This is a genomic window from Echinicola shivajiensis (genome assembly GCF_018642165.1).
GTDB lineage: Bacteria > Bacteroidota > Bacteroidia > Cytophagales > Cyclobacteriaceae > Echinicola > Echinicola shivajiensis.
Map to the genome: position 1 here is coordinate 151,955 of NZ_JAHHZM010000002.1, position 19,695 is coordinate 171,649.

The 19,695-nt window shown below is 39.0% G+C and carries 12 protein-coding genes; 3 read left to right on the plus strand and 9 right to left on the minus strand.

What is annotated here, in order from left to right; all coding sequences use genetic code 11:
• Positions 1 to 28: 28 nt before the first annotated feature.
• Genes KMW37_RS05145 through KMW37_RS05160 form a run of 4 tightly spaced genes read right to left on the minus strand, consistent with a single transcriptional unit; the run spans position 29 to position 4,022 of the window.
• Positions 29 to 1,174, minus strand: coding sequence for an aspartate aminotransferase family protein (locus tag KMW37_RS05145; RefSeq protein WP_215223548.1), 1,146 nt, complete (start codon positions 1,172 to 1,174; stop codon positions 29 to 31).
• 10 nt (positions 1,175 to 1,184) lie between these two features.
• The gene (argC, locus tag KMW37_RS05150) at positions 1,185 to 2,153 is read right to left on the minus strand and encodes an N-acetyl-gamma-glutamyl-phosphate reductase (protein WP_215223549.1); all 969 of its coding nucleotides are present in this window, start codon (positions 2,151 to 2,153) and stop codon (positions 1,185 to 1,187) included.
• Positions 2,146 to 3,345, minus strand: coding sequence for an argininosuccinate synthase (gene argG, locus KMW37_RS05155; protein WP_215223550.1), 1,200 nt, complete (start codon positions 3,343 to 3,345; stop codon positions 2,146 to 2,148). Before argG ends, argC begins: the two co-directional genes overlap by 8 nt.
• A 2-nt stretch (positions 3,346 to 3,347) precedes the next feature.
• On the minus strand, positions 3,348 to 4,022 hold the full coding sequence (locus KMW37_RS05160) for a GNAT family N-acetyltransferase (protein ID WP_215223551.1): 675 nt from the start codon (positions 4,020 to 4,022) through the stop codon (positions 3,348 to 3,350).
• A gap of 582 nt (positions 4,023 to 4,604) precedes the next feature.
• Between KMW37_RS05160 and KMW37_RS05165 the strand changes: the two genes are divergently transcribed.
• Both KMW37_RS05165 and KMW37_RS05170 read left to right on the plus strand, forming a co-directional pair.
• A complete protein-coding gene (locus KMW37_RS05165; protein WP_215223552.1) occupies positions 4,605 to 5,675 on the plus strand; it encodes a Fic family protein in 1,071 nt (356 codons plus the stop codon).
• 280 nt (positions 5,676 to 5,955) lie between these two features.
• A complete protein-coding gene (locus KMW37_RS05170; protein ID WP_215223553.1) occupies positions 5,956 to 6,669 on the plus strand; it encodes a DsbA family oxidoreductase in 714 nt (237 codons plus the stop codon).
• Positions 6,670 to 6,800: 131 nt separating this feature from the next.
• On the opposite strand, the gene KMW37_RS05175 is transcribed toward KMW37_RS05170, so the two are convergent.
• Entirely contained in the window at positions 6,801 to 8,015 is a 1,215-nt protein-coding gene (locus tag KMW37_RS05175) for a serpin family protein (protein WP_215223554.1), read from the minus strand.
• A 619-nt stretch (positions 8,016 to 8,634) separates the two neighbouring features.
• Between KMW37_RS05175 and KMW37_RS05180 the strand changes: the two genes are divergently transcribed.
• Positions 8,635 to 10,809: a B12-binding domain-containing radical SAM protein gene (locus KMW37_RS05180; protein ID WP_215223555.1), complete on the plus strand. Its 2,175-nt coding sequence runs from the start codon at positions 8,635 to 8,637 to the stop codon at positions 10,807 to 10,809.
• A gap of 106 nt (positions 10,810 to 10,915) precedes the next feature.
• Here KMW37_RS05180 and KMW37_RS05185 read toward each other — a convergent pair whose 3' ends face one another.
• The 4 genes from KMW37_RS05185 to smc all read right to left on the minus strand — a co-directional run bounded on the left by KMW37_RS05185 (position 10,916) and on the right by smc (position 19,355).
• A complete protein-coding gene (locus KMW37_RS05185) occupies positions 10,916 to 12,598 on the minus strand; it encodes a S41 family peptidase (RefSeq protein ID WP_215223556.1) in 1,683 nt (560 codons plus the stop codon).
• A gap of 231 nt (positions 12,599 to 12,829) precedes the next feature.
• Positions 12,830 to 14,488, minus strand: a complete 1,659-nt coding sequence (locus KMW37_RS05190; protein ID WP_215223557.1) for a sialidase family protein — start codon at positions 14,486 to 14,488, stop codon at positions 12,830 to 12,832.
• Positions 14,489 to 14,568: 80 nt separating this feature from the next.
• Positions 14,569 to 15,600, minus strand: coding sequence for a glucosaminidase domain-containing protein (locus tag KMW37_RS05195; protein ID WP_215223558.1), 1,032 nt, complete (start codon positions 15,598 to 15,600; stop codon positions 14,569 to 14,571).
• Positions 15,601 to 15,800: 200 nt separating this feature from the next.
• A complete protein-coding gene (gene smc / locus KMW37_RS05200) occupies positions 15,801 to 19,355 on the minus strand; it encodes a chromosome segregation protein SMC (RefSeq protein WP_215223559.1) in 3,555 nt (1,184 codons plus the stop codon).
• Positions 19,356 to 19,695: the final 340 nt, after the last annotated feature.

The window sequence follows — 19,695 nt, forward strand, 5'->3', positions numbered from 1 at the left end:
GCTTTGATATCATTGGTTTTATTTTGTCCTATTGGACTTTATTAATGGTTAATACTGTTTTTAACTTTTGAATAAATAAAGTTAATGCTTTTGACTCAATATTCAGCGGGGGAAGCAAACGAATGGTGTGTTTTCCACCTGAGCTACCAGTGAATATTTTGTGTTCCTTAATCAAAGCTGCCCTTACTGGTGCTGCCTCAATTTCCAGATCAAATCCGATCATCAGGCCTTTGCCGCGTACCTCCGTAACACCTTCAATAGCTTTCAGTTCTTTGATTAAAGCTTCACCACTTTCAAGTGATTTTTCGATAAGGTTTTCCTCTTCAATTACTTCCAATACAGCCAATGCTGCTGCACAGGCCAAATGGTTGCCTCCAAAAGTAGTTCCCAATAATCCATGGGAAGCTTTGAAGTCAGGGCTGATCAAAACTCCTCCAATTGGGAAGCCATTACCCATTCCTTTAGCTACAGTGATCAGGTCGGGTTTTAATCCTTCCACCCACTGGTGGGCAAAGAATTTTCCTGTCCTTGCATAACCAGACTGTACTTCATCCAAGATTAGTCTCGCTCCATATTGCTTAGCCAATTTAGAAAGGCCCAATAGGAATTCGGCATTAGGTACCTGAATGCCTCCAACACCTTGGATTCCTTCTACAATGATCCCTGCGATATCACCTTTGGCCAATTGCTTTTCAACCGCATCTAGCTCATTGAAGGGAAGAATATGCACGTGCTCATGTTCATTGAAAGGAGCGATGATCTTTGGATTGTCAGTTAAGGCTACTGCACCTGCTGTCCTGCCATGAAAACCTTTAGTAAAGGAAATAAAGCCTTTCTTGCCTGTGTCAAAGGACGCAAGCTTTAAGGCATTTTCATTGGCCTCTGCACCTGAGTTACATAGGAATAAATCGTAATCAGCATAGCCAGAAACTTCTCCCAATTTTGTTGCCAATTCCTTTTGGATAGGAATCTGTACAGAATTGGAGTAAAAGGCAATATTGTCCAATTGATCCTTTATCCGCTTGGTATAATGTGGATGGCTGTGCCCAATAGAAATCACAGCATGGCCACCATATAAGTCTAAATATTCTGTTCCCTGATCATCCCAGATTTTGCTGCCAGCAGCTTTTACCGGGGTTACATTGATCAAAGGGTAAACATCAAATAGTTTCATCTTTAGGAATTTAAAAAGCTACGCTTTTAAGTTTCAAACCTGCTTTTTCATCTAGCCCAAAGGCCAGGTTATAATTCTGGACAGCTTGCCCTGAGGCCCCTTTTAAAAGGTTGTCAATGGCTGAATAAACTACCAATTGTCCTTCCTCTTTTTTCAGGTGAACAATGCACTTATTGGTGCTTACCACCTGTTTAAGGTCAATGTCCTTTTCTGAAACGTGCGTAAATGGCGCATCGGCATAGAATTCCTTATAAACTTTATAGGCATCTTCTAAAGTGCCTTCGTATGGAAAGTATGCAGTGATCCAAATGCCACGGGAGAAATTGCCCCTGTAGGGTACAAATAGTAAGTTCTGGTCAAAGCCGTCCTGCAACTGCCCAAAAGTCTGTTTGATTTCTTTTAGGTGTTGATGGGTAAATAGCTTATAAACTGACACGTTCTGGTTTCTCTGGCTAAAATGAGTGGTTTCACTCAGCTTTTTGCCCGCACCAGTACTTCCAGTGATTCCGGTAATATGGATGTCATTTTTGGCCAATCCAGCAGCTATGGCAGGCACCAAGGCCAATTGGATACCAGTGGCAAAACAGCCTGGGTTGGCAATGCGCTTGGCGCCTTTATTTTTAGAGGCATTGATCTCTGGAAGCCCATAAAGGAAGCCGTTGGATTCATCTCTGAAATCGGTGCTCAAGTCGATGATGACGGTATTCTCATCGAATTTGTTCTCTTCCAAAAAAGACTTGGCTTGTCCATGGGGCAAGCCCAAGAAGACGGCGTCCAAACCTTCAGTTTTTACTTCATCCGTGAAGATCAAATCGGAGTCACCGATCAGATCTGGGTGTACTTCATCTATTTTTTTGCCTTTTTGGCTATTGCTATGGATGTATACCAATTCACAGTTGGGGTGGTTTACCAAAATTCTTAGCAATTCCCCTCCAGTATATCCCGCAGCGCCAATAATGGCCGTTTTAATTTTAGTCATTTTCTAAGGTTTGGTTCACTTTGTGGAAAATAGCTGTTTGGTTGCCAAGGATTTTGGTGAATCCTTTAACATCTTCAGCAGTATAACCCTTATTCATTTCACCATAGCTGCCGAATTTGGCAGACATCAAATCATGTTCGGACTCAATACCAATTAATTGGAATTGATAAGGTTTCAAAGTCACTTTTACGGTACCCGTAACGAAGGTTTGAGTATCCTGGAGGAATGCTTCCAGGTTTCTCATTACAGGATCCAGATAATGTCCCTCATGAAGGTGGTTGCCATAGAATTCGGAAATCTGGTTTTTCCAGAAAGTCTGCCATTTGGTCAAAGTGTGTTTTTCCAATAGCTGATGGCCCTTAATAATGATCAATGGAGCAGCAGCCTCAAAGCCTACACGCCCCTTGATACCAATGATGGTGTCACCAACGTGGATGTCACGACCAATGGCATAAGGATCAGCCAATTCCTGAACTTTCAAGATGGCGTCTACAGGATTATCGAAATTTTGTCCATTGACACCTTTTAGCTCTCCTGATTCGAATTGCAAGGTGATGTTCTCAGGTTCTGTTTTAGTTAATTGGGTAGGGTAGGCCTCTTCTGGTAAGGTATCACCAGAAGTAAGGGTTTCCTTACCACCAACAGATGTTCCCCAAATACCTTTATTGATGGAATAGGCTGCTTTTTCGAAATTCATTTCCACACCGTGCTTTTTCAGATATTCGATTTCGGCCTCGCGGCTCAATTTCAAATCACGGATCGGGGTAATGATTTCGGCTTCAGGAAGGATGGTTTGGAAGATCATGTCAAAACGCACCTGATCATTACCAGCACCAGTACTTCCATGAGCTACAGCTTTTGCTCCGATTTTTTTAGCATATTCTGCGAGGGCCTTGGCCTGAAGGATCCTCTCAGCACTAACAGAAAGCGGGTAGGTTTGGTTTTTCAAAACGTTACCAAACACCAAGTATTTTATGACTTCATTATAATAGGTTTGAGTAACATCCAAAACCTCAAATGAAGCAATCCCCAGTTTTCCTGCCCTTTCTTCGGTGGCTTTTAACTCTTCTTCGCTGAATCCGCCAGTGTTTACCAATACGGCATGAACTTCATAACCTTTTTCTTGGGACAAGTGAATTGCGCAAAAAGTGGTGTCCAAACCACCGCTATATGCTAAAACTACTTTTTTCATTTTTATATTAATTCTAACGTTTTATTGGTCTTTTTTTTTATGCCTGTGAAGACGGCACGCTTCATACGCACTAGTCGCTCAAACAGGCTTAGGTTTTTGTCAAAATCCTTGCGCATGGCCACTTCTTTTTTCTTTTGATCCTTAGGAACATAAAGCATGGCTGTGCAAAGGCAATTGCTGCGGTTCTTGCTTTTTAGGATTTCATAGTTGACACAACTCTGACAGCCCTTCCAGAATTCCTCATCGTCGGTTAGGTCTGAGTAGCTGACCGGTACATATCCCAATTCAGAGTTGATTTTCATCACGGCAGCACCTGTGGTCAACCCAAATATTTTAGCATCTGGGAATTTACTACGGCTAAGCTTGAAAACCGCTTTTTTGATTTCACGGGCAAGGCCTGATTTTCTGAAATTAGGGGAAACGATCAGTCCTGAATTGGCCACAAACTTCCCATGGCTCCATGCTTCAATATAGCAGAAACCAGCCCATTCTCCAGTTTTGGATAGCGCGATCACAGCTTTTCCTTCCCGCATCTTTTGAGTGATGTATTCAGGGGAACGTTTGGCAATGCCTGTTCCTCTGGCTTGGGCGGAAGTAGCCATTTCATCCACAATTTCTTGGGCATATTTACAGTGCTGCTCTCCGGCAGGCTGTATGATAAATTGACTTTTTGTCATGTTTGGTATTTATCGAGGGAGTCGTGATTGGCTCTAGTTCCCGACATTGTTTTGCCAACTGATTGACTCCTGTAAGTAATAAAGAAAATAAATTTGATTTGGGTAGAAAGACATCCGCGTGAGATATCCATAATAATAGCAGGGACTAGGCCCTAAAAAGACTCCTGAAGTCTTTCCTTATTGAAAAAGTAGGCATAGCAATGCTGTTAATGGATAGGATATCCATTGAAGTACTGTGCGCTGCTATGTTGATTAAATGACTCATTGTTCTAATGCGGTACAAATGTTCGAATTAATGGTGAAATAAACAAAATATTTTAATAGAAATTTTATTAAAGCAAGGATGTGTATAGGCTTTGACCTGAGTTCTTCATGGTTCAAATAATTATATTTTGAAACTCAAGAGTGGGCTTCAATAGATTGTTTGGTAATAAATTGGATTGAACGATGGTTTTAATCCGATTTTGGACTAATAGTCTATTGTCCAATACTTTATTTGTTTGGGTGTTGGGGTAGGATTATATTATAAATATTTTTAAAATCTAAAAAATTGACTTAAATTGTCAAAAATATAAAAGTCAAATGGAGACATTAGCAGCTGTTTTGATGGATAGTAGGGAAAGGCGAGCACTAGCTTTAAAGGAAGTGGTAAGTCTGACAGGTATAGATGCAGGATTGCTCAGCAAGTTTGAGCGCGGAAAAAGGTTGCCATCAGAAAAAAACCTGATAAGTTTGGCGGAAGCCTATGAATTGTCATTTACTGATTTGAAGAAGATATGGTTGGTAGAGAAAGTGTTGAACTTAGTACAGTATGAAGTGGATTCTGCTGAAATACTGGCATTGGCAGAAAGTAGGGTAGAATACCTTGCAGGGAAGCAATCACTAGTACTCCAAAAGATTCCATCTGAAATTTTATCCAAGTTGGAAAAGGTGGATATGCTTAAAGAAAAATGGCAAAGTAGAAGACCATTGGGAGCAGTTCAGCTTAAAAAGATGAAGGAGTACTTTAATGTGGCTTATACCTTTGAAAGTAATAGAATTGAAGGAAATACTTTGACCTTGCAAGAAACCCATTTGGTAGTAAATGAAGGAATTACCATTGGTGGTAAGTCCATGAGAGAACATTTGGAAGCTATCAACCATGCCGAGGCAGTTGAATATTTAGAGAAGTTGGCTTCTGATAAGGTGGAGCTTTATAAAAGGAGTCTTTTAGATCTGCATTATTTGGTCTTAAAGGGGATAGATAAAGAAAATGCTGGCAAATATCGTTCTGTTCCTGTGAGGATTAGTGGTAGTCAGCATGTTCCGCCTCAACCTTATTTGATAGATAAAATGATGGAGGACTATTTCCTGCATTACCAACAACAAAGGAATGTACTGCATCCAGTGCTTTTGGCTGCAGAACTTCATGAGCGTTTGGTGAGTATTCATCCTTTTGTAGATGGAAATGGAAGGACCAGTCGATTGATTATGAATTTGATCCTGGTCAGTAATGGGTACACCATTGCCAATTTAAAAGGAGATAATGCATCTAGGCTTGCTTATTATCGTGCTTTGGAAGCTGTGCAAGTGAACAATGATCCAGTTCCATTTTATCATTTGGTAACAGATGCTGTTTTGGAGTCTTTGGAGCAACATTTGGAGATGGTTTAGTTAAGATAAAGGTAGTTTTATTATTTGGCACCTTTATCCTTTATAGGGTGTTTTAATCTGTTTTTCACAACAGATACATAAGAATAAAAAGAATAGCCAACAGAATAGCGGCCCATTGAAAGAGTGGGCTACGTTTTGGAAACTCATATTTGCAAATGGGACATTCTTTTGCTTTGGCATCTACCTCCATCGCACACGAGGGACATTCTCTAGTTTTCATATAATTTTTGAACTCAAACGCTTCAAAATTGATTTACCATTAAGATAATCAAAATTAACTATGAAAATAGAAATCTGGTCGGACATCATGTGTCCATTTTGTTACATCGGAAAAAGAAGATTGGAAGCTGCACTGGAGGAATTTCCTCATAAAGACAAGGTGCAGGTGGAGTGGAAAAGTTTTTTGTTGAATCCTGAAATGAAAACTGAACCTGACAAAAGCATTGCTCAGTATTTGGCAGAAACCAAAGGTTGGAGTTTAGAACAGGCTGAAGAGGCAGGTGAGCAGGTAGCAGCAATGGCTAAGGAAGAAGGTCTGGATTATGATTTCAGTAAAGTGGTTGTTGCCAATGCTAGAAAAGCACATAGACTTTTGCAGTACGCAAAAATAAGTGGTAAAGGTGATGCCCTAAAGGAGAGGTTGTTTCATGCTTATTTTACTGAAGGTGCCAATATGGATGATGATGCCACCTTGATCCTCTTAGCTAAGGAGGTTGGATTGGAAGTGGAAAAAGCTGAGGCTGCCATACAGTCTGCTGATTATGATGCAGCTGTTAACCACGACATCTATGAATCCCAGCAATTAGGGGTGAGAGGTGTTCCTTTTTTTGTACTGGACCAGAAGTATGGTGTTTCCGGAGCACAGGCAAAAGAAACTTTTAGCCAGGCATTGGATACTGCTTGGAAAGCTTATGAAGCGGAGAGAGCTCCTTTAAAATCTGTTGAAGGAACTGAAACAGGCAGTGCCTGTGATATTGAAGGAAATTGTGATTAATGTAAATTTTGTGATTTAGTGTTAGAATATTAGAAAGGTGGGGCTTGAGTTCCACCTTTCTTTTTTACTGATATTTAGGAGGATTTTAAATCTTCCTAACTTGAGTATAATTTATACAAAGTTGAAACTTATCATCTTACAAACCTCCCAGTAAAAATTATTGAGCCTGTTTTATTGTCAGTTATAAAAAATATAAAAGGGCGACTGGCATGGAATTGCTTTATCGTCTTTTTGGGCTTGGATCCTAAGCCGCTGTAGCCAACAATCACCATTTTATTTAAGGAAGCTGCTGTGGCTTCACTGTTTATTTCATTGGTTTCAAAAGTGGTCTTATGGATGATTTCACCTATTTTCAAAGAATCTTTGCTTGAAATACCGCTGAAATCTGCTTTGTCAGAAAACATTAAAGAATAACCCATCTTTTTAATGTCCTTGATCGGGTTGATCTCGGATTCAATCTTCATTTTTGGAAGGGTCAACTTAATCTCTTCTTCAGCACTTAGGCTGTCTATTTTTGAAAGGTAATCCAGGTTGATCTTTTCCTCCAATTCCAAGAGACTTTTATGACTCTTTGGTAAAAGTACCATCATAGAGTATTGATTGGATTGATAAGGAATATGAATAGCCTGAAGTTCTGGATCTTCATAATACTGGTAATTGGACTGATTATACATAAAGTCTATACTAACCATTTCCTTTGTAATGGTATAAAATAGGCTCAAAGAATTCCTGTTGGCTTCAAATGGCTTTTCCCATTGTCCAAAAAAATAAATTGCATTCAAAAGGCTCAATTTGACATTTTTCCCTAATCCATTTAATCTCTTTATTTTGTTTTGGGTTTTGTTTGATAACCAGTCATTTAACTTTTGGTTGGGATCCGTATTATTACCCATGTTAAAGCTAAAGACATCGGCCATATAGTCTGTCTGAATTTTATCTTTGTATTGGGGATTTATCTCAAAATTGTCTTTTATCCATAAGGAGTTGGCTATGATGAGCTGGTTGTTATTGCTGCCATCATCATTTTTGATGTGCTGAGGTTGAATTTTGGGAGCTTCATTATTTGATGGTCCATTTAAACCAAAGTTTTCACTGGACTCCTTTTCAAGATTATTGATTGATAATAAACTTTCCAATTCCTGCTTGGTGGATGATCCTGCACCTTCCATGGTCATAGCTAATGCTAAATTGAGACTGTAAGGGGAAATGAAATAGTTGCTGGAATCTGGTTTGGTCGCCTTGTATATTCTAAAGGCGAAATTATTATTTGGTTCCTGGGGTGAGTTTTGAGAAAAACTATAATGTTGAATTAATAAACTCAGGATAAAAATAAAGGGCTTTTTCATAAGTTTTAAAATAATTTTTACTGACTCTAATCTGAATAAAAAGTGATTTTTAACTAAAATTTAAGCATTGTCAAGATTTATCACCTCAAATAAGATCAAGTACATTTTGGGTTTATTTGAATTTGATTGTAAGGTAAATAATGCTGTAATCCCATAAAATACCCCATGTGGGGTATTTTTAGACTTTGTTTGCCTAAGCCAATTATAAAAATGCCAATTAGGGAAAGTTTTAAAGTTTTTTATGGCTCTCTCTCAAGTTGATAAGCTCGAAGGTCGCAAACAAAACAAAAAGAGCCAAGCCTAAAGGGGTAATTGTAGGCGGAAATGGAAGTTTAGAATCAAGTGAATCCATTGATTCGTTGATAGCATCTTTTAAAAAATACTAGTCCCTTAAAAGTTAATAGACTTGAATCTTTTTCATTTTGCAGAAGTTAAATTATTTGTAATGTTTGGAAAGGTAGAGCTTAGACAAGCTGTTTTGAAGAAAGGTTATAGGAAAATGATTTTTTTATGGGACTTCCAATGACTGGAGTTATGCTTACTGGCACCTGGTTTTGCCACAAATCATGAATTATTCCACCTTTCTTTATAATTTTGCCCCAAATCAATCCCTAATACTTTGGCTACTAAAGTTCTCTTCATCACCCCTCCATTTACCCAGCTGAATACTCCATATCCAGCAACGGCCTATCTAAAAGGTTATCTAAATACCTTAAACATTACGTCAAATCAGGCTGATTTGGGTTTGGAAGTGATTTTAGCCTTGTTTTCAAAAAAAGGGCTAATGCAGGTTTTTGAATTGGCAGAAGAGCAAGGACTCCAATATTCAGACAATGTAAATAGAATATTGAGGATGAAGGCTGCTTATTTGCAGACGATAGATACAGTGATTGATTTTTTGCAGGACAAGAATCCAACACTGGCCTATCATATTTCCGAGGGAAATTTTTTGCCCCAGGCAGCTCGATTTGAGCAGTTGGGAGATGTGGACTGGGCCTTCGGGACAATGGGCCTAAGGGACAAATCCCGTTACCTAGCTACCTTGTATTTGGAGGATTTAGGAGATCTGATTACTGAGGCCATAGATCCCCATTTCGGTTTTAGTCGCTATGCGGAGAGCTTGGGTATGTCAGCAGGCAGCTTTGATGAAATGGAGAAAGCTCTTCAGGAGCCAGTGAGTCTTATCGATACAATATTGCTTGATTTATTGGAGGAAAAAATAAAGTCATATCAGCCTGATTCGGTAGCTTTCTCAGTTCCTTTTCCAGGAAATCTTTATGGAGCATTGAAGTGTGGTCAATACCTAAAGGCAAATCATCCAGAAATTAAAGTTTGGATGGGTGGTGGTTATCCGAATACAGAGTTAAGAAGTTTGAAAGATGCAAGAATTTTCGATTATGTAGATTATATCACCTTGGATGATGGTGAAGCCCCCGTTCGTTTGTTGTTGGAACACTTGGAAGGGAAACTGCCTTTGGAAGCTTTAAAGCGAACATTTGTTTGTTTGGAGGGTGAGGTAAAAATGATCAATGGGGCTACAGATAAAGATGTACCTCAGCGGGATGTGGGAACTCCTGATTATAGTGACTTGCCTTTGAGTGAATATCTTTCGGTGATTGAGGTAGCCAATCCTATGCATCGCTTATGGAGTGATGGTCGTTGGAATAAGTTGACTCTGGCCCATGGCTGTTATTGGGGGAAATGTACTTTCTGTGATATCTCCTTGGATTATATTGGTCGCTACGAACCCATTACTGCTGCTATCCTTTGTGATAGGATTGAGGAAATTATGGAGCAAACGGGAACCAATGGTTTCCACTTTGTAGATGAAGCGGCACCACCTGCTTTGATGCGGGATTTGGCTCTTGAGATCTTGAGAAGGGGGCTTGTGGTCGTTTGGTGGACCAATATCCGTTTTGAAAGTAATTTTACTGCTGATCTTTGCCGATTGTTGAGGGCTTCTGGCTGTATTGCCATTTCAGGAGGGTTGGAAGTTGCTTCTGATCGATTGCTTGGCTTGATCAAAAAGGGAGTAACCGTGGCGCAAGTGGCGCAAGTTACCCATCATCTTACACAAGCAGGGATTATGGTGCATGCCTATTTGATGTATGGTTATCCTACCCAAACTGCTCAGGAAACCATTGATTCCTTGGAAATGGTGCGTCAGCTTTTTGAGGAAGGTGTTTTACAATCAGGTTTTTGGCACCGTTTTGCCATGACCGCCCATAGTCCAGTTGGCTTGGACCCAAAGGCTTTTGGTGTGCAAAGAACTGATTTGGAATTGGCGCCATTTGCCAATAATGAGGTAGGCTATGAAGATCCTGTCGGGGTTGACCATGCAACATTCTCGGAAGGCCTGAGGAAGTCCCTATTCAATTATATGCATGGAGTAGGCTTTGAGATTCCATTGAAGGAATGGTTTGACTTCAAGGTGCCAGCGACCACTATCCCCAAAAACTATATCCAAAGGAAAATTGCGGAAGAACCCGGATTAGTCTATAAGAAACATCAAAGGATTGTTTGGATCGGGGCGCAACCTGATCTACTTGATTCAGGAGAACCTGGTTTTGTTGAGTTGGTCTTTTCGGGTAAGCAAGAAGATTTTGCTATGGAGTTGCCAGAGGAATTTGCAGAATGGGTGGCCAGCCTATTAGCCAACGTATCCTATGATCAACCTTTGAGTATGCTTAAAGAAATTTGGGAAGATTATGAAGCCAATGTCGGTGATTTTGAAGAATTGGTGGAATCGGAAGTTTGGGAGATATTGAGAGAGCAGGGGTTGTTGGTTTTTTAGGGACCACAGAGATCACAAGGAACATCAGAGGGGGGCTTTAAGGGATCAGTCTACCGGATCTTATAATAACGGTGTATTTTAAATTCTCCTCAGCTGAAGAAATTGCCTAATGAGGTGAATTGATTAATTCAATCCCTTTCAATAGATATTGGTCTCGCAGAAAGTTGGAAGTGGTTTCTTTTACATAATAATCGATTTTTAAGCCTATTCTTTGTGCTTCTGTTCCATCTGGATAGAATGCTCCCAAACTCGTGAAATTAATTTCTGACTTATCTGGTAAGATAAATGAAGCTACGTTCATTTGGGCTCCAGCGGTATTTTCTCCTACAGTTATACAGTTTGGCGAGACTTGTATGGCCATACCAATATATTCAGCTTGACTCATCGTAGTTTTATTAACGAGTAATAAAACCTTTCCTTTATAATACTTTGGATTTTTGCTACCTGCTATAAAGGGGTTTTTTATGATTTTTAGCGGCGCTTTGTCATAATGTGCTAACGAAGGTCTGTTGGGAATTGGAGAAATAGTCTGGATGAATTTTTTCTTTTTGGGATAGAGGTGTTTTGCAAGTGTATTGAGATAGATGTTTCTTGGATAATTTCTTAAATCAATGATGATTCCTTTTGTACTGGAAAAGCACTTGAATGCATTTTTCAGATCATCATTTGAAATGGTTTTTAAATTTAGATAGCCAATATTGCCCTTGAGGATTTTCCATTTTTCAGTAGGCGTGGAAGATTTGAGTGCGGAGTATTCATTTGTTCTACTAAGATTGTCCAGGTTGAGTGATGCTTTTAAGATTTGATTGTCTCGCTTGATGCTTAGTTCCAAGTTTACTTTGTTACTGAAAATTATCCAGTTGGCCCATTTTTTCAAGTAGGTGTCATTTGAGGAAGAAAGAAATGGTTTTACTTTTTCGTTCAGGTTAGCATGAATGCTTTTTCCGTCCACCTCAAAAATTAAATCACCCAGCTTTAAATCATATTTCTCTTCTAGAGTTTTTGTTACGAATGAGATGACTAAGGTGTCATTAATCATATTTACACCAAATGGAGGTTTGTAGGTCATTAAAGAATCACTCAATTCCTGGCTGTAATAGAAAGAATGTGAATCATTTAAATGTGTAAAAAGATTAGCTTTGGTTTTTTCGTAGTCAAATTTCGATTTACAGTCTGAAAATTTCACGATAAATTCATCCAATATATCTAACCAGTTTTTATCAATTAGGTATTTATTGACATAATAATATTGTATTACATTCCAGAAGCTAAAGAGAGATAAAAGCCGATGACTTTTAAGGGTATAATTAAAACTGTCAAAGCCATTTTCATTATCAAAGGAGGGAATTGAAGAGAAAGTATGTCTCGTGATATAATGGCTTTTAATATTGGTATTGTCCCTTAGATTAGATAAATGAGAATAAAGATCAGGAGAGAATTTGTACTTTTCGATCCATTTATAGTCATAGTTTTTAGTGAAAAAGTCATAAAGGTTTGTTGAGACTTTAATTTTGCCAGGGTCTACACTGTTTACAAAATCAAGTAATAATTGATTCAGTTCTGCTTGGATTTTGATGTTATCTAATTTGCTAAAGTTTTCTATAAATACATTGTCCCAATCGTAATTCCCTTTGCTCACTTGGGGATGGTGGTATTTTATCAATCCCCAGACTAGACCAAACTGTTTTATTTTTTCGGTTTCGCTAAGTGACTGCTTGGTTTGCGTACTTGCATCTGCAATAAAACAAAGAATAAGTAGGGCCGTCATTAAAAAGCTCTTTGAATTCATCAGTTTACATCAAAATTAAAAAACATTAGTACCCAAAATGGATTCACAGTTTCGGAAAAATCATTGAGTATTGAAATATAAAAGATGTTAAAAGAGGACAGTTAGTGTTTTCTATGGTTATTAGTTTATTTTTTTCCTGTTAAAGTTTTTGGAGGAGGGGGGACCATTCTGTATTTTAAATCCCGAACCATAAATACTGGAGGATTTTAAATCCTCCATAGCTAGTTCCCGTTATTCTTTTTTTGCATCCTTAATCCCCAATTCCTCCAAGGAAATCCTTTCAAAGGTCATTTGTGCCTGGCTGCCTTCGTATAATATACCTATGGTATTGTTGTCAATAGAGGTAATGCTGGAATATCCACCTTGGAGGCTTAAGTCATCCAATAGCAACCAATTTTCTTCCGGCCAGCTCTGACCATCATCAAAACTTACTTTAATGGTCATGGATTTTCGCTCATATTTTGAATTGGGATTTGAAAAAAGAAGCACTGATTTTTTCTCTCCCTTATTATCAATGTATTCATGTTTATAGATGGAGGCCATGCATACTGGCTCTATTAGGGAATCATGATTGGTAGGGTGCATTTTCCAAGTATTCCCCAGATCCAAAGTAGTATAAATCGCCCTGCCATTTGTTTCAGATTTGTCCTGCCGGTTTCGATTATCCCGCATATTTTGCATTATGCTACCATCACTGAGTTGGACCACCATATTTTCGGTGGTGTTGGTATAGGAAGGTTTACTGGCCATCCAGCTTTTTCCGCCATCCTTACTGAAAATGATATTGGAAAAGGGGATTTGATTTTCGTCCTTTCCCTGTGATGGTATTACCAAAGTGCCGTCTTCTAAGGTGATTCCAGACCCTGGCGCTGGAGCGGCCAGATGCCAATCAGCATGTTTGATACTTTGGGTGATATTGATAGGTTCTCCCCAGGTTTTGCCATCATCGGTAGATCTTGCAATAATAAATTGGGAGGTTTTGTCAATGTCAAAGCCTTGAAGTGACCCGTTATTCCTCCATTGGTGGTTCCAGTTGCTGGAGCTTTCATTCAATCCGGTGATTTTTTCACCTGTTTTTTCATCAATGACTCCATGCATCCAACAGCCCGCAAGGTAAATGGTATCGCTGTTTTTGTCTACCAAAATACAGGCATCGCTGACCCCGTTAAACTTTTGAGGTAGTCCTCCATATTCACCCATATCCAAACCTATGCGCATGGGTTCCCAAGTATTGCCTCCATCTGTACTTCTGCTTACTCCTATATCAATATCACCTTGGAGATCACGACCATTATCCCTTCTAATATCATAAATGGCCAAGAGGGATTTTTGATTGGTTTGTGCCAGTCCTGGAATTCTATACCTGACCACTCCATCATCACCTCCATTTCTTAATGCAATACCAATTCTTTGTTTCAAGACCTTTGGCTTTTTAGAAAGTTTTAGGGTTTTGGAATTCGAAAGTAGGACTTGTTTTAGCTCAGCAGCGATAAAATGGTCCAGAGGCGCTTTATCCGATAGTTTTACTGCCACTATAAAGAAATGTTGGTCTTTCGCCAGTGGTACTGATAGCTTGATGGAGCATTCTGCTTTGATTAATGGGGATTGCACCAATAGTTTTCCTTTTTCCACTTGCCAACTACTGTCTTGTCCCAAATCAAAAATGCTGATGGACTCAATGTCAGCTAAGTCAGTACTTTCCTTGAAGGACAAGGTTACATTTTTGATTTCAAAGTCATAGGCCGTGTTAAGGCTGAACTGTAATGTCGGGGAATGTGATTTAGATTTTAGAACAGGGATTTGGAGCTGTTTAATTTTTAGGTTTTGTCCTTGGCCAGTGTTTATAATTAATGCGAGCGAGATAAAAAATAATATTAATCTATTGATCATGGTTTCGTGATGAAGTTTTAGATAAAAATTTATACTTAGAACTTTTGGCATTTTTTAAAGTGTTGAACCTAAATGGTTTTTCATTGTTTTTCCTTTTTGGGTATTAAGTAAATGGGTGAGCTGTTGGAAAGATAGGCACTATCAGTAGCAATCAAATGATTATAATCCATCAAGCCCCTGATAGTTTTTACATAGTCTTCACCTCGTTCAGAGTATTTGGTTAATTGCCCTGCCAATTCATAGCCACTTAATTTTTTTGACTCTTTTCGTAATTCATTTCTTTTGTTTCTAAAGCTACTGTAGGCATTATGGGTATTGAGGTTGAGCATATAGGCGCAAACCGATTGTTGCAAGGTTTCAAAAGCTGCTATTCCATAGTTTCCTAAACCTTTTCTTTGGTTTTCAGGAGTAATTGCATTTTCTCCCCAACTCCATTGACCATAAAGGGAATTACCTTCAGCAGCAAATCGGGAAGTGCCCCATCCACTTTCCTCAGCAGCTTGTGCCAAGGCCAAAGACACAGGTATGATGTCAACCTTTTTGGATAGTTCTTCAAGGGTACTAACTGTTAATTGATCATTAGTTAAATCGACTTGATATACTTTGGCTAGTTTGATGATCCATTTATGATCATTGTTTGATAATTCTTCATTTTGAGAATGTGCTTGAATAAAGCTTTTGAGTTTGGACTGGTCTTCCTTTATCAGTTCATTTGAACGTAATAGGAGTGGGGCAAGCCCTCGGAAAAATATGCGTTTTTTATTATCTATGGAAACCTCTTTTGAGCTGGTAGATCCCCATTTCTCTCCGATTATTTGGAGGTATACCCTAGGTACTTCCCTGATTCCGGCTTGCCAAGCCTCTTGTGTATAGTTCAGTTTTTCAAACAGGGCAAGCAGCTCTTTGTAAGAGCTTATCTTCACTTCGGAAGAATCTTTAACACCATCTAAAACCATTAAATAATTTTTAGGGTCAGAATAAATCAAGGTGTCATTAACCTGGTTATTTAATTCAGGCTTTACCAAATCAATATTATTTTTTCTTTCGGATTGATTGCATGCGAAAAGAATGCTTATGGCGATTAGGGGGAGAAAAAGCTTTTTGATTCGCATGTTGATATCTGATTTGTTTTTATTTCATTTTAAATAAAATATTGATTTTTGGGAATATATCATTGCTTGGACTCAAAATAAAATGTTTAAAGAAGGTCTTTTTTCATTAACCAAACAAAATTGGGATTTAAGACAAGGTAAAAAAAGGTCAAATAAAAAAGGAGGATTTAAAATCCTCCTTAGCATATTAAAAGAATAAATTAATCCTCGATAATATCTTCCAGTTCCCTCAAATCCACAGGTACCACCCTTGATACACCAGCTTCAATCATAGTGATACCGTAGATAATATCGGTACTGGCCATAGTCCGCTTATTATGGGTCACAATGATAAACTGGGACTCGTTGGAGAATTTCTGGATGATCTGGTTGAACTTGTCAATATTGGCATCATCCAATGGTGCATCCACTTCATCAAAGATACAGAAAGGTGCCGGCTTCAATAGGTAAATAGAGAAGAGTAGGGAAGTGGCTGTCAAGGTCTTCTCACCACCCGAAAGTTGGTTGATGGTCAATGGTCGCTTGCCCTTTGGCTTGGCCATGATCTCAATGGTGCTATCCAATGGGGACTCAGGATTGGTCAACTTTAAGTCACAGTCATCTTCAGCTGTAAACAATGAACGGAAAACCTTAATAAAGTTGGTTTTTATTTGATCAAAGGCATTCAAGAAAGTTTTCTTGGCCACCGTATCTATTTCCTTAATGGTATCCATTAAGGAGTTCTTGGCTTTTTCCAAGTCTTCTTTTTGTGATGAAATAAAGGTATGACGTTCCTTAATTTCATCATAAGCCTCCATAGCCATTGGGTTGATTGGGCCTATTTTTTCCAACCTTTGTTTGGCCTTTTGGACTTCCTCACGGATTTGTTCTTCATCCTTTTCCTGGTATTCAGGATCCACTTCGGGATCTTCCTGAATCAGGTTGTCAAGATCAATTTCAAATTCCACACTTAGCCTTTCCTTCATACTGGAAAGCTTAAGCTTGATCTCGTTAAGCGTATTTTGCAATTCCATGATCAGGGCATCGATCCCTTCTTTTTGTTTGGACAGTTCACGGATGCCTTTTTCCATTTCGTCGATATTACCCCTGGAAGCATAGTAATCTTTTTCTGCTTCAGTAACACCGAGTTCAATAGTTTCCTTCTCAGTATATAACTCGATCAATTCATCATCCTTGATTTCATTATTGTCCAGAAGTCCCCTAATTTCTTGATCAATTGTACTCAGTTCGGATTGGGATTCCTCTATCCTTTCCTTACTGTTTTCAAAAGCACTTTTCTTAAAGGAAATTTCCTGTCCAAGGCTATTGACTTTATTTAAGTGCTGATGGTATTGGATGTTTTCTTGGTTGTAATTGCTGGAACGGACGGACAAGCTTTCCTCTTCAGTGAGCAATTGCTCATTGATGATTTCGATCTCTTCCTCCATGCCGTCAAAACCATTTTTCTCTTCTTCCAGTTTTGGACCTATTTCATTGACTTCTTCACTTAAGCTGTCAATCTTTTCAAGGATATCTTCCCGTTTATTGGCATTGGTGGATAGCATCTCTGCCAACTGCTCCTTTTTGGTTTTGATGGAGATATATTGCTGGTTGACCTCAGAAATTTCAGATTGAAGGTCTTCGATATCCTTCTTGTAGGAAACTTCTTTCAGTTTCATCAGGTCACTGACTTTTTTGTCCAAGTTGGACCTTGCAGCACTGACCTTTTTATTCAGCTCCTTGATTTGGACCTCTAGCTTCTCAAGATTTTTTGCACGGCCAATTCGCTTACCTTCGAAGAGCCCAACTGAACCACCCGAAATGCTGAATTTACGCTTGGTGAATTTTCCGCTTTCCGTGATGAAAATGGTGTCATTATCATCTGGAATGTCTTTGATCTCACCTTGGACGATATAGACATCGTCCAAGATATAACTGATTAGCCTGGCATATTTTTCATCATATTCAATGATTTCTGTGGCAGCCGTAGCATTTGCAAACAGTTTATTGGTGGAGGGCTTGAAACGCTCAAAATGCTCAAGAACAAAGAAGTTGGCTTTTCCTCTTGCGGCATCACTCAACAGGTTTACTGCGGCAATGGCTTGGGCCTCTGTATCCACCACATAATAGTTCATATAGCTTTCAAGATAATTCTCAATGGCCACTCGATAGTTTTCACTGGTGGTCAGAATATCCGAAAGCAGGGGAGTGTCCTTGCCCCAATCTGAATTCTTTTTCAGGAACTTGATGGCTTCAGGGAAACCCTCTAGGTTTTCAACCAAGGATTTTGTCAAGTTAAATTCATTGGATTTAGCATCCAATTTCCGCCCCAACTGGGTGACCTCTTCCCTGATCAGTTCTATGGTATGATTTAATTCTTCTATTTTATGATTCTGGTCCTCCTCCTTGGCTTTCAGCTGGGTGATGCGATCGGTTTTTTCATCCAATTCATCTTTAAGGACCAGCATTTTTTCTTCAAATTCAGCAAGGTTCGCTTCTTGGCTATTATCATCTGAAGCAGTTTTTTCCAATTCCTGCTTAAGGGAGGAAAGCTGAATCTGCTTGATTTCCAGTTCTTTACTGAGTTGGTAGATAGCGTCCTTGCGAGAGGAGAAATCCTTGCTGAGCACTTTTTGCCTTTCTTGAAGAATGGCATGGGCAGATTTTTGCTCCTCGTATTCTGCTTTTAGATTTTCTACAGTAAGCTCCTTTTCTGCTAAAAGTTTTTCTGCGACTTCTTTTTCTTGCTCTAGGGAACGAATACTAAAGCCCGCACGGTCATTGGATTTTCGGTCTTGATCGATCTGCTCACGGAGCTTCATTGAACGGTCTTCCAAGAATCGAAGACGTTCGTTTTTGATTTTTTTCTCACTCTCAAACTGCCTGATCTTGTTGACATGCTCGTTGAGCGTTTTTTGTCTGGAGGAGAGGAGTTTTTCTTTATGGATCTGTTCAGACTTGGATTTTTCCAATTCTGCTTCTTTGGTCGTTATCTGGTTGTTGAGCTGTAATTTGCGATCATTTTCCGCATTGATCCTTTCATTGGCACCAATGAGGTTATCCGTGTGGGTTTTTACGCTGATCTTGGCCAGGGCAATGCTTGATGCCTTATAGGATTTTTTGATCTCAAAGTATTTGGCTGCCTGCTTTGCCTGCTTTTCCAGGGACTTGAGGTTTTTCTCAATTTCATATAACAGGTCTTCCACCCTGTCAAGGTCCGCATCGGTATCTTCCAGTTTTTTAAGGGTCTCCTTTTTACGGGTCTTGAATTTGGAAATACCGGCTGCTTCCTCAAATAGGTCCCTTCGTGAGTTGTTCTTGTCATTGAGCAACTCATCAATCATTTTCAGTTCGATGATGGCATAACTGTTAGACTGGATACCAGTGTCCATAAAGAGGTTGTTGATATCCTTTAGACGACAGGCAATGCCATTGAGTAGGTATTCACTTTCACCGGATCGATAGTAACGACGGGTAATGGTGACATGGGTGTATTCGGTAGGGAGCAGGTTTTTGGTGTTTTCAAAGGTCAGGGACACCTCAGCCAAATTGGTGGGTTTCCTGTTTTTTGTACCATTGAAAATCACATTTTCCATTTTATCGGATCGCAGTGCACGGGTTTTTTGCTCACCCAGTACCCAGCGGATGGCATCCACAACATTGGATTTTCCACATCCATTGGGGCCTACAATTCCTGTAATGCCCTTGTCAAAATGGATAGAGACCTTGTCCCCAAAACTTTTAAAACCTTTGATTTCAAGCTTGGTTAGCTGCATGTATGCTCAAATAAAATAGATTAAGACAAACAAAATTAATCAGATCGGGCTAATAAGCAAATGAGAATTTGCAGTTAGTTGTAAATGAGTTTGTTATAAAAAAGTCAAAGAAATTATTCTTTTCTTTAAGGGAAATACTTGGAGTTTGAATTACTTGGGAAAAGCTTTTTGAACTATATATTGGGTCATTTTTAGTACAGAAATTCCAATTCACTAACCCCTAAAATCCAGTTCTGAAAAGATTAATACCAATCATATAAATGCTGCAGTTCAATTGAGCAGTCTAATCCAATTTTAAATTTTTTATCTTTCAAGGTATAGGATTACACTTATTTGCTAG

Bases quoted from the DNA above. Each gene is read 5' to 3' on its own strand.
- KMW37_RS05145 (WP_215223548.1), bottom strand. From the start codon at position 1,174: ATGAAACTATTTGATGTTTACCCTTTGATCAATGTAACCCCGGTAAAA.
- argC (WP_215223549.1), bottom strand. From the start codon at position 2,153: ATGACTAAAATTAAAACGGCCATTATTGGCGCTGCGGGATATACTGGA.
- argG (WP_215223550.1), bottom strand. From the start codon at position 3,345: ATGAAAAAAGTAGTTTTAGCATATAGCGGTGGTTTGGACACCACTTTT.
- KMW37_RS05160 (WP_215223551.1), bottom strand. From the start codon at position 4,022: ATGACAAAAAGTCAATTTATCATACAGCCTGCCGGAGAGCAGCACTGT.
- KMW37_RS05165 (WP_215223552.1), top strand. From the start codon at position 4,605: ATGGAGACATTAGCAGCTGTTTTGATGGATAGTAGGGAAAGGCGAGCA.
- KMW37_RS05170 (WP_215223553.1), top strand. From the start codon at position 5,956: ATGAAAATAGAAATCTGGTCGGACATCATGTGTCCATTTTGTTACATC.
- KMW37_RS05175 (WP_215223554.1), bottom strand. From the start codon at position 8,015: ATGAAAAAGCCCTTTATTTTTATCCTGAGTTTATTAATTCAACATTAT.
- KMW37_RS05185 (WP_215223556.1), bottom strand. From the start codon at position 12,598: ATGAATTCAAAGAGCTTTTTAATGACGGCCCTACTTATTCTTTGTTTT.
- KMW37_RS05190 (WP_215223557.1), bottom strand. From the start codon at position 14,488: ATGATCAATAGATTAATATTATTTTTTATCTCGCTCGCATTAATTATA.
- KMW37_RS05195 (WP_215223558.1), bottom strand. From the start codon at position 15,600: ATGCGAATCAAAAAGCTTTTTCTCCCCCTAATCGCCATAAGCATTCTT.
- smc (WP_215223559.1), bottom strand. From the start codon at position 19,355: ATGCAGCTAACCAAGCTTGAAATCAAAGGTTTTAAAAGTTTTGGGGAC.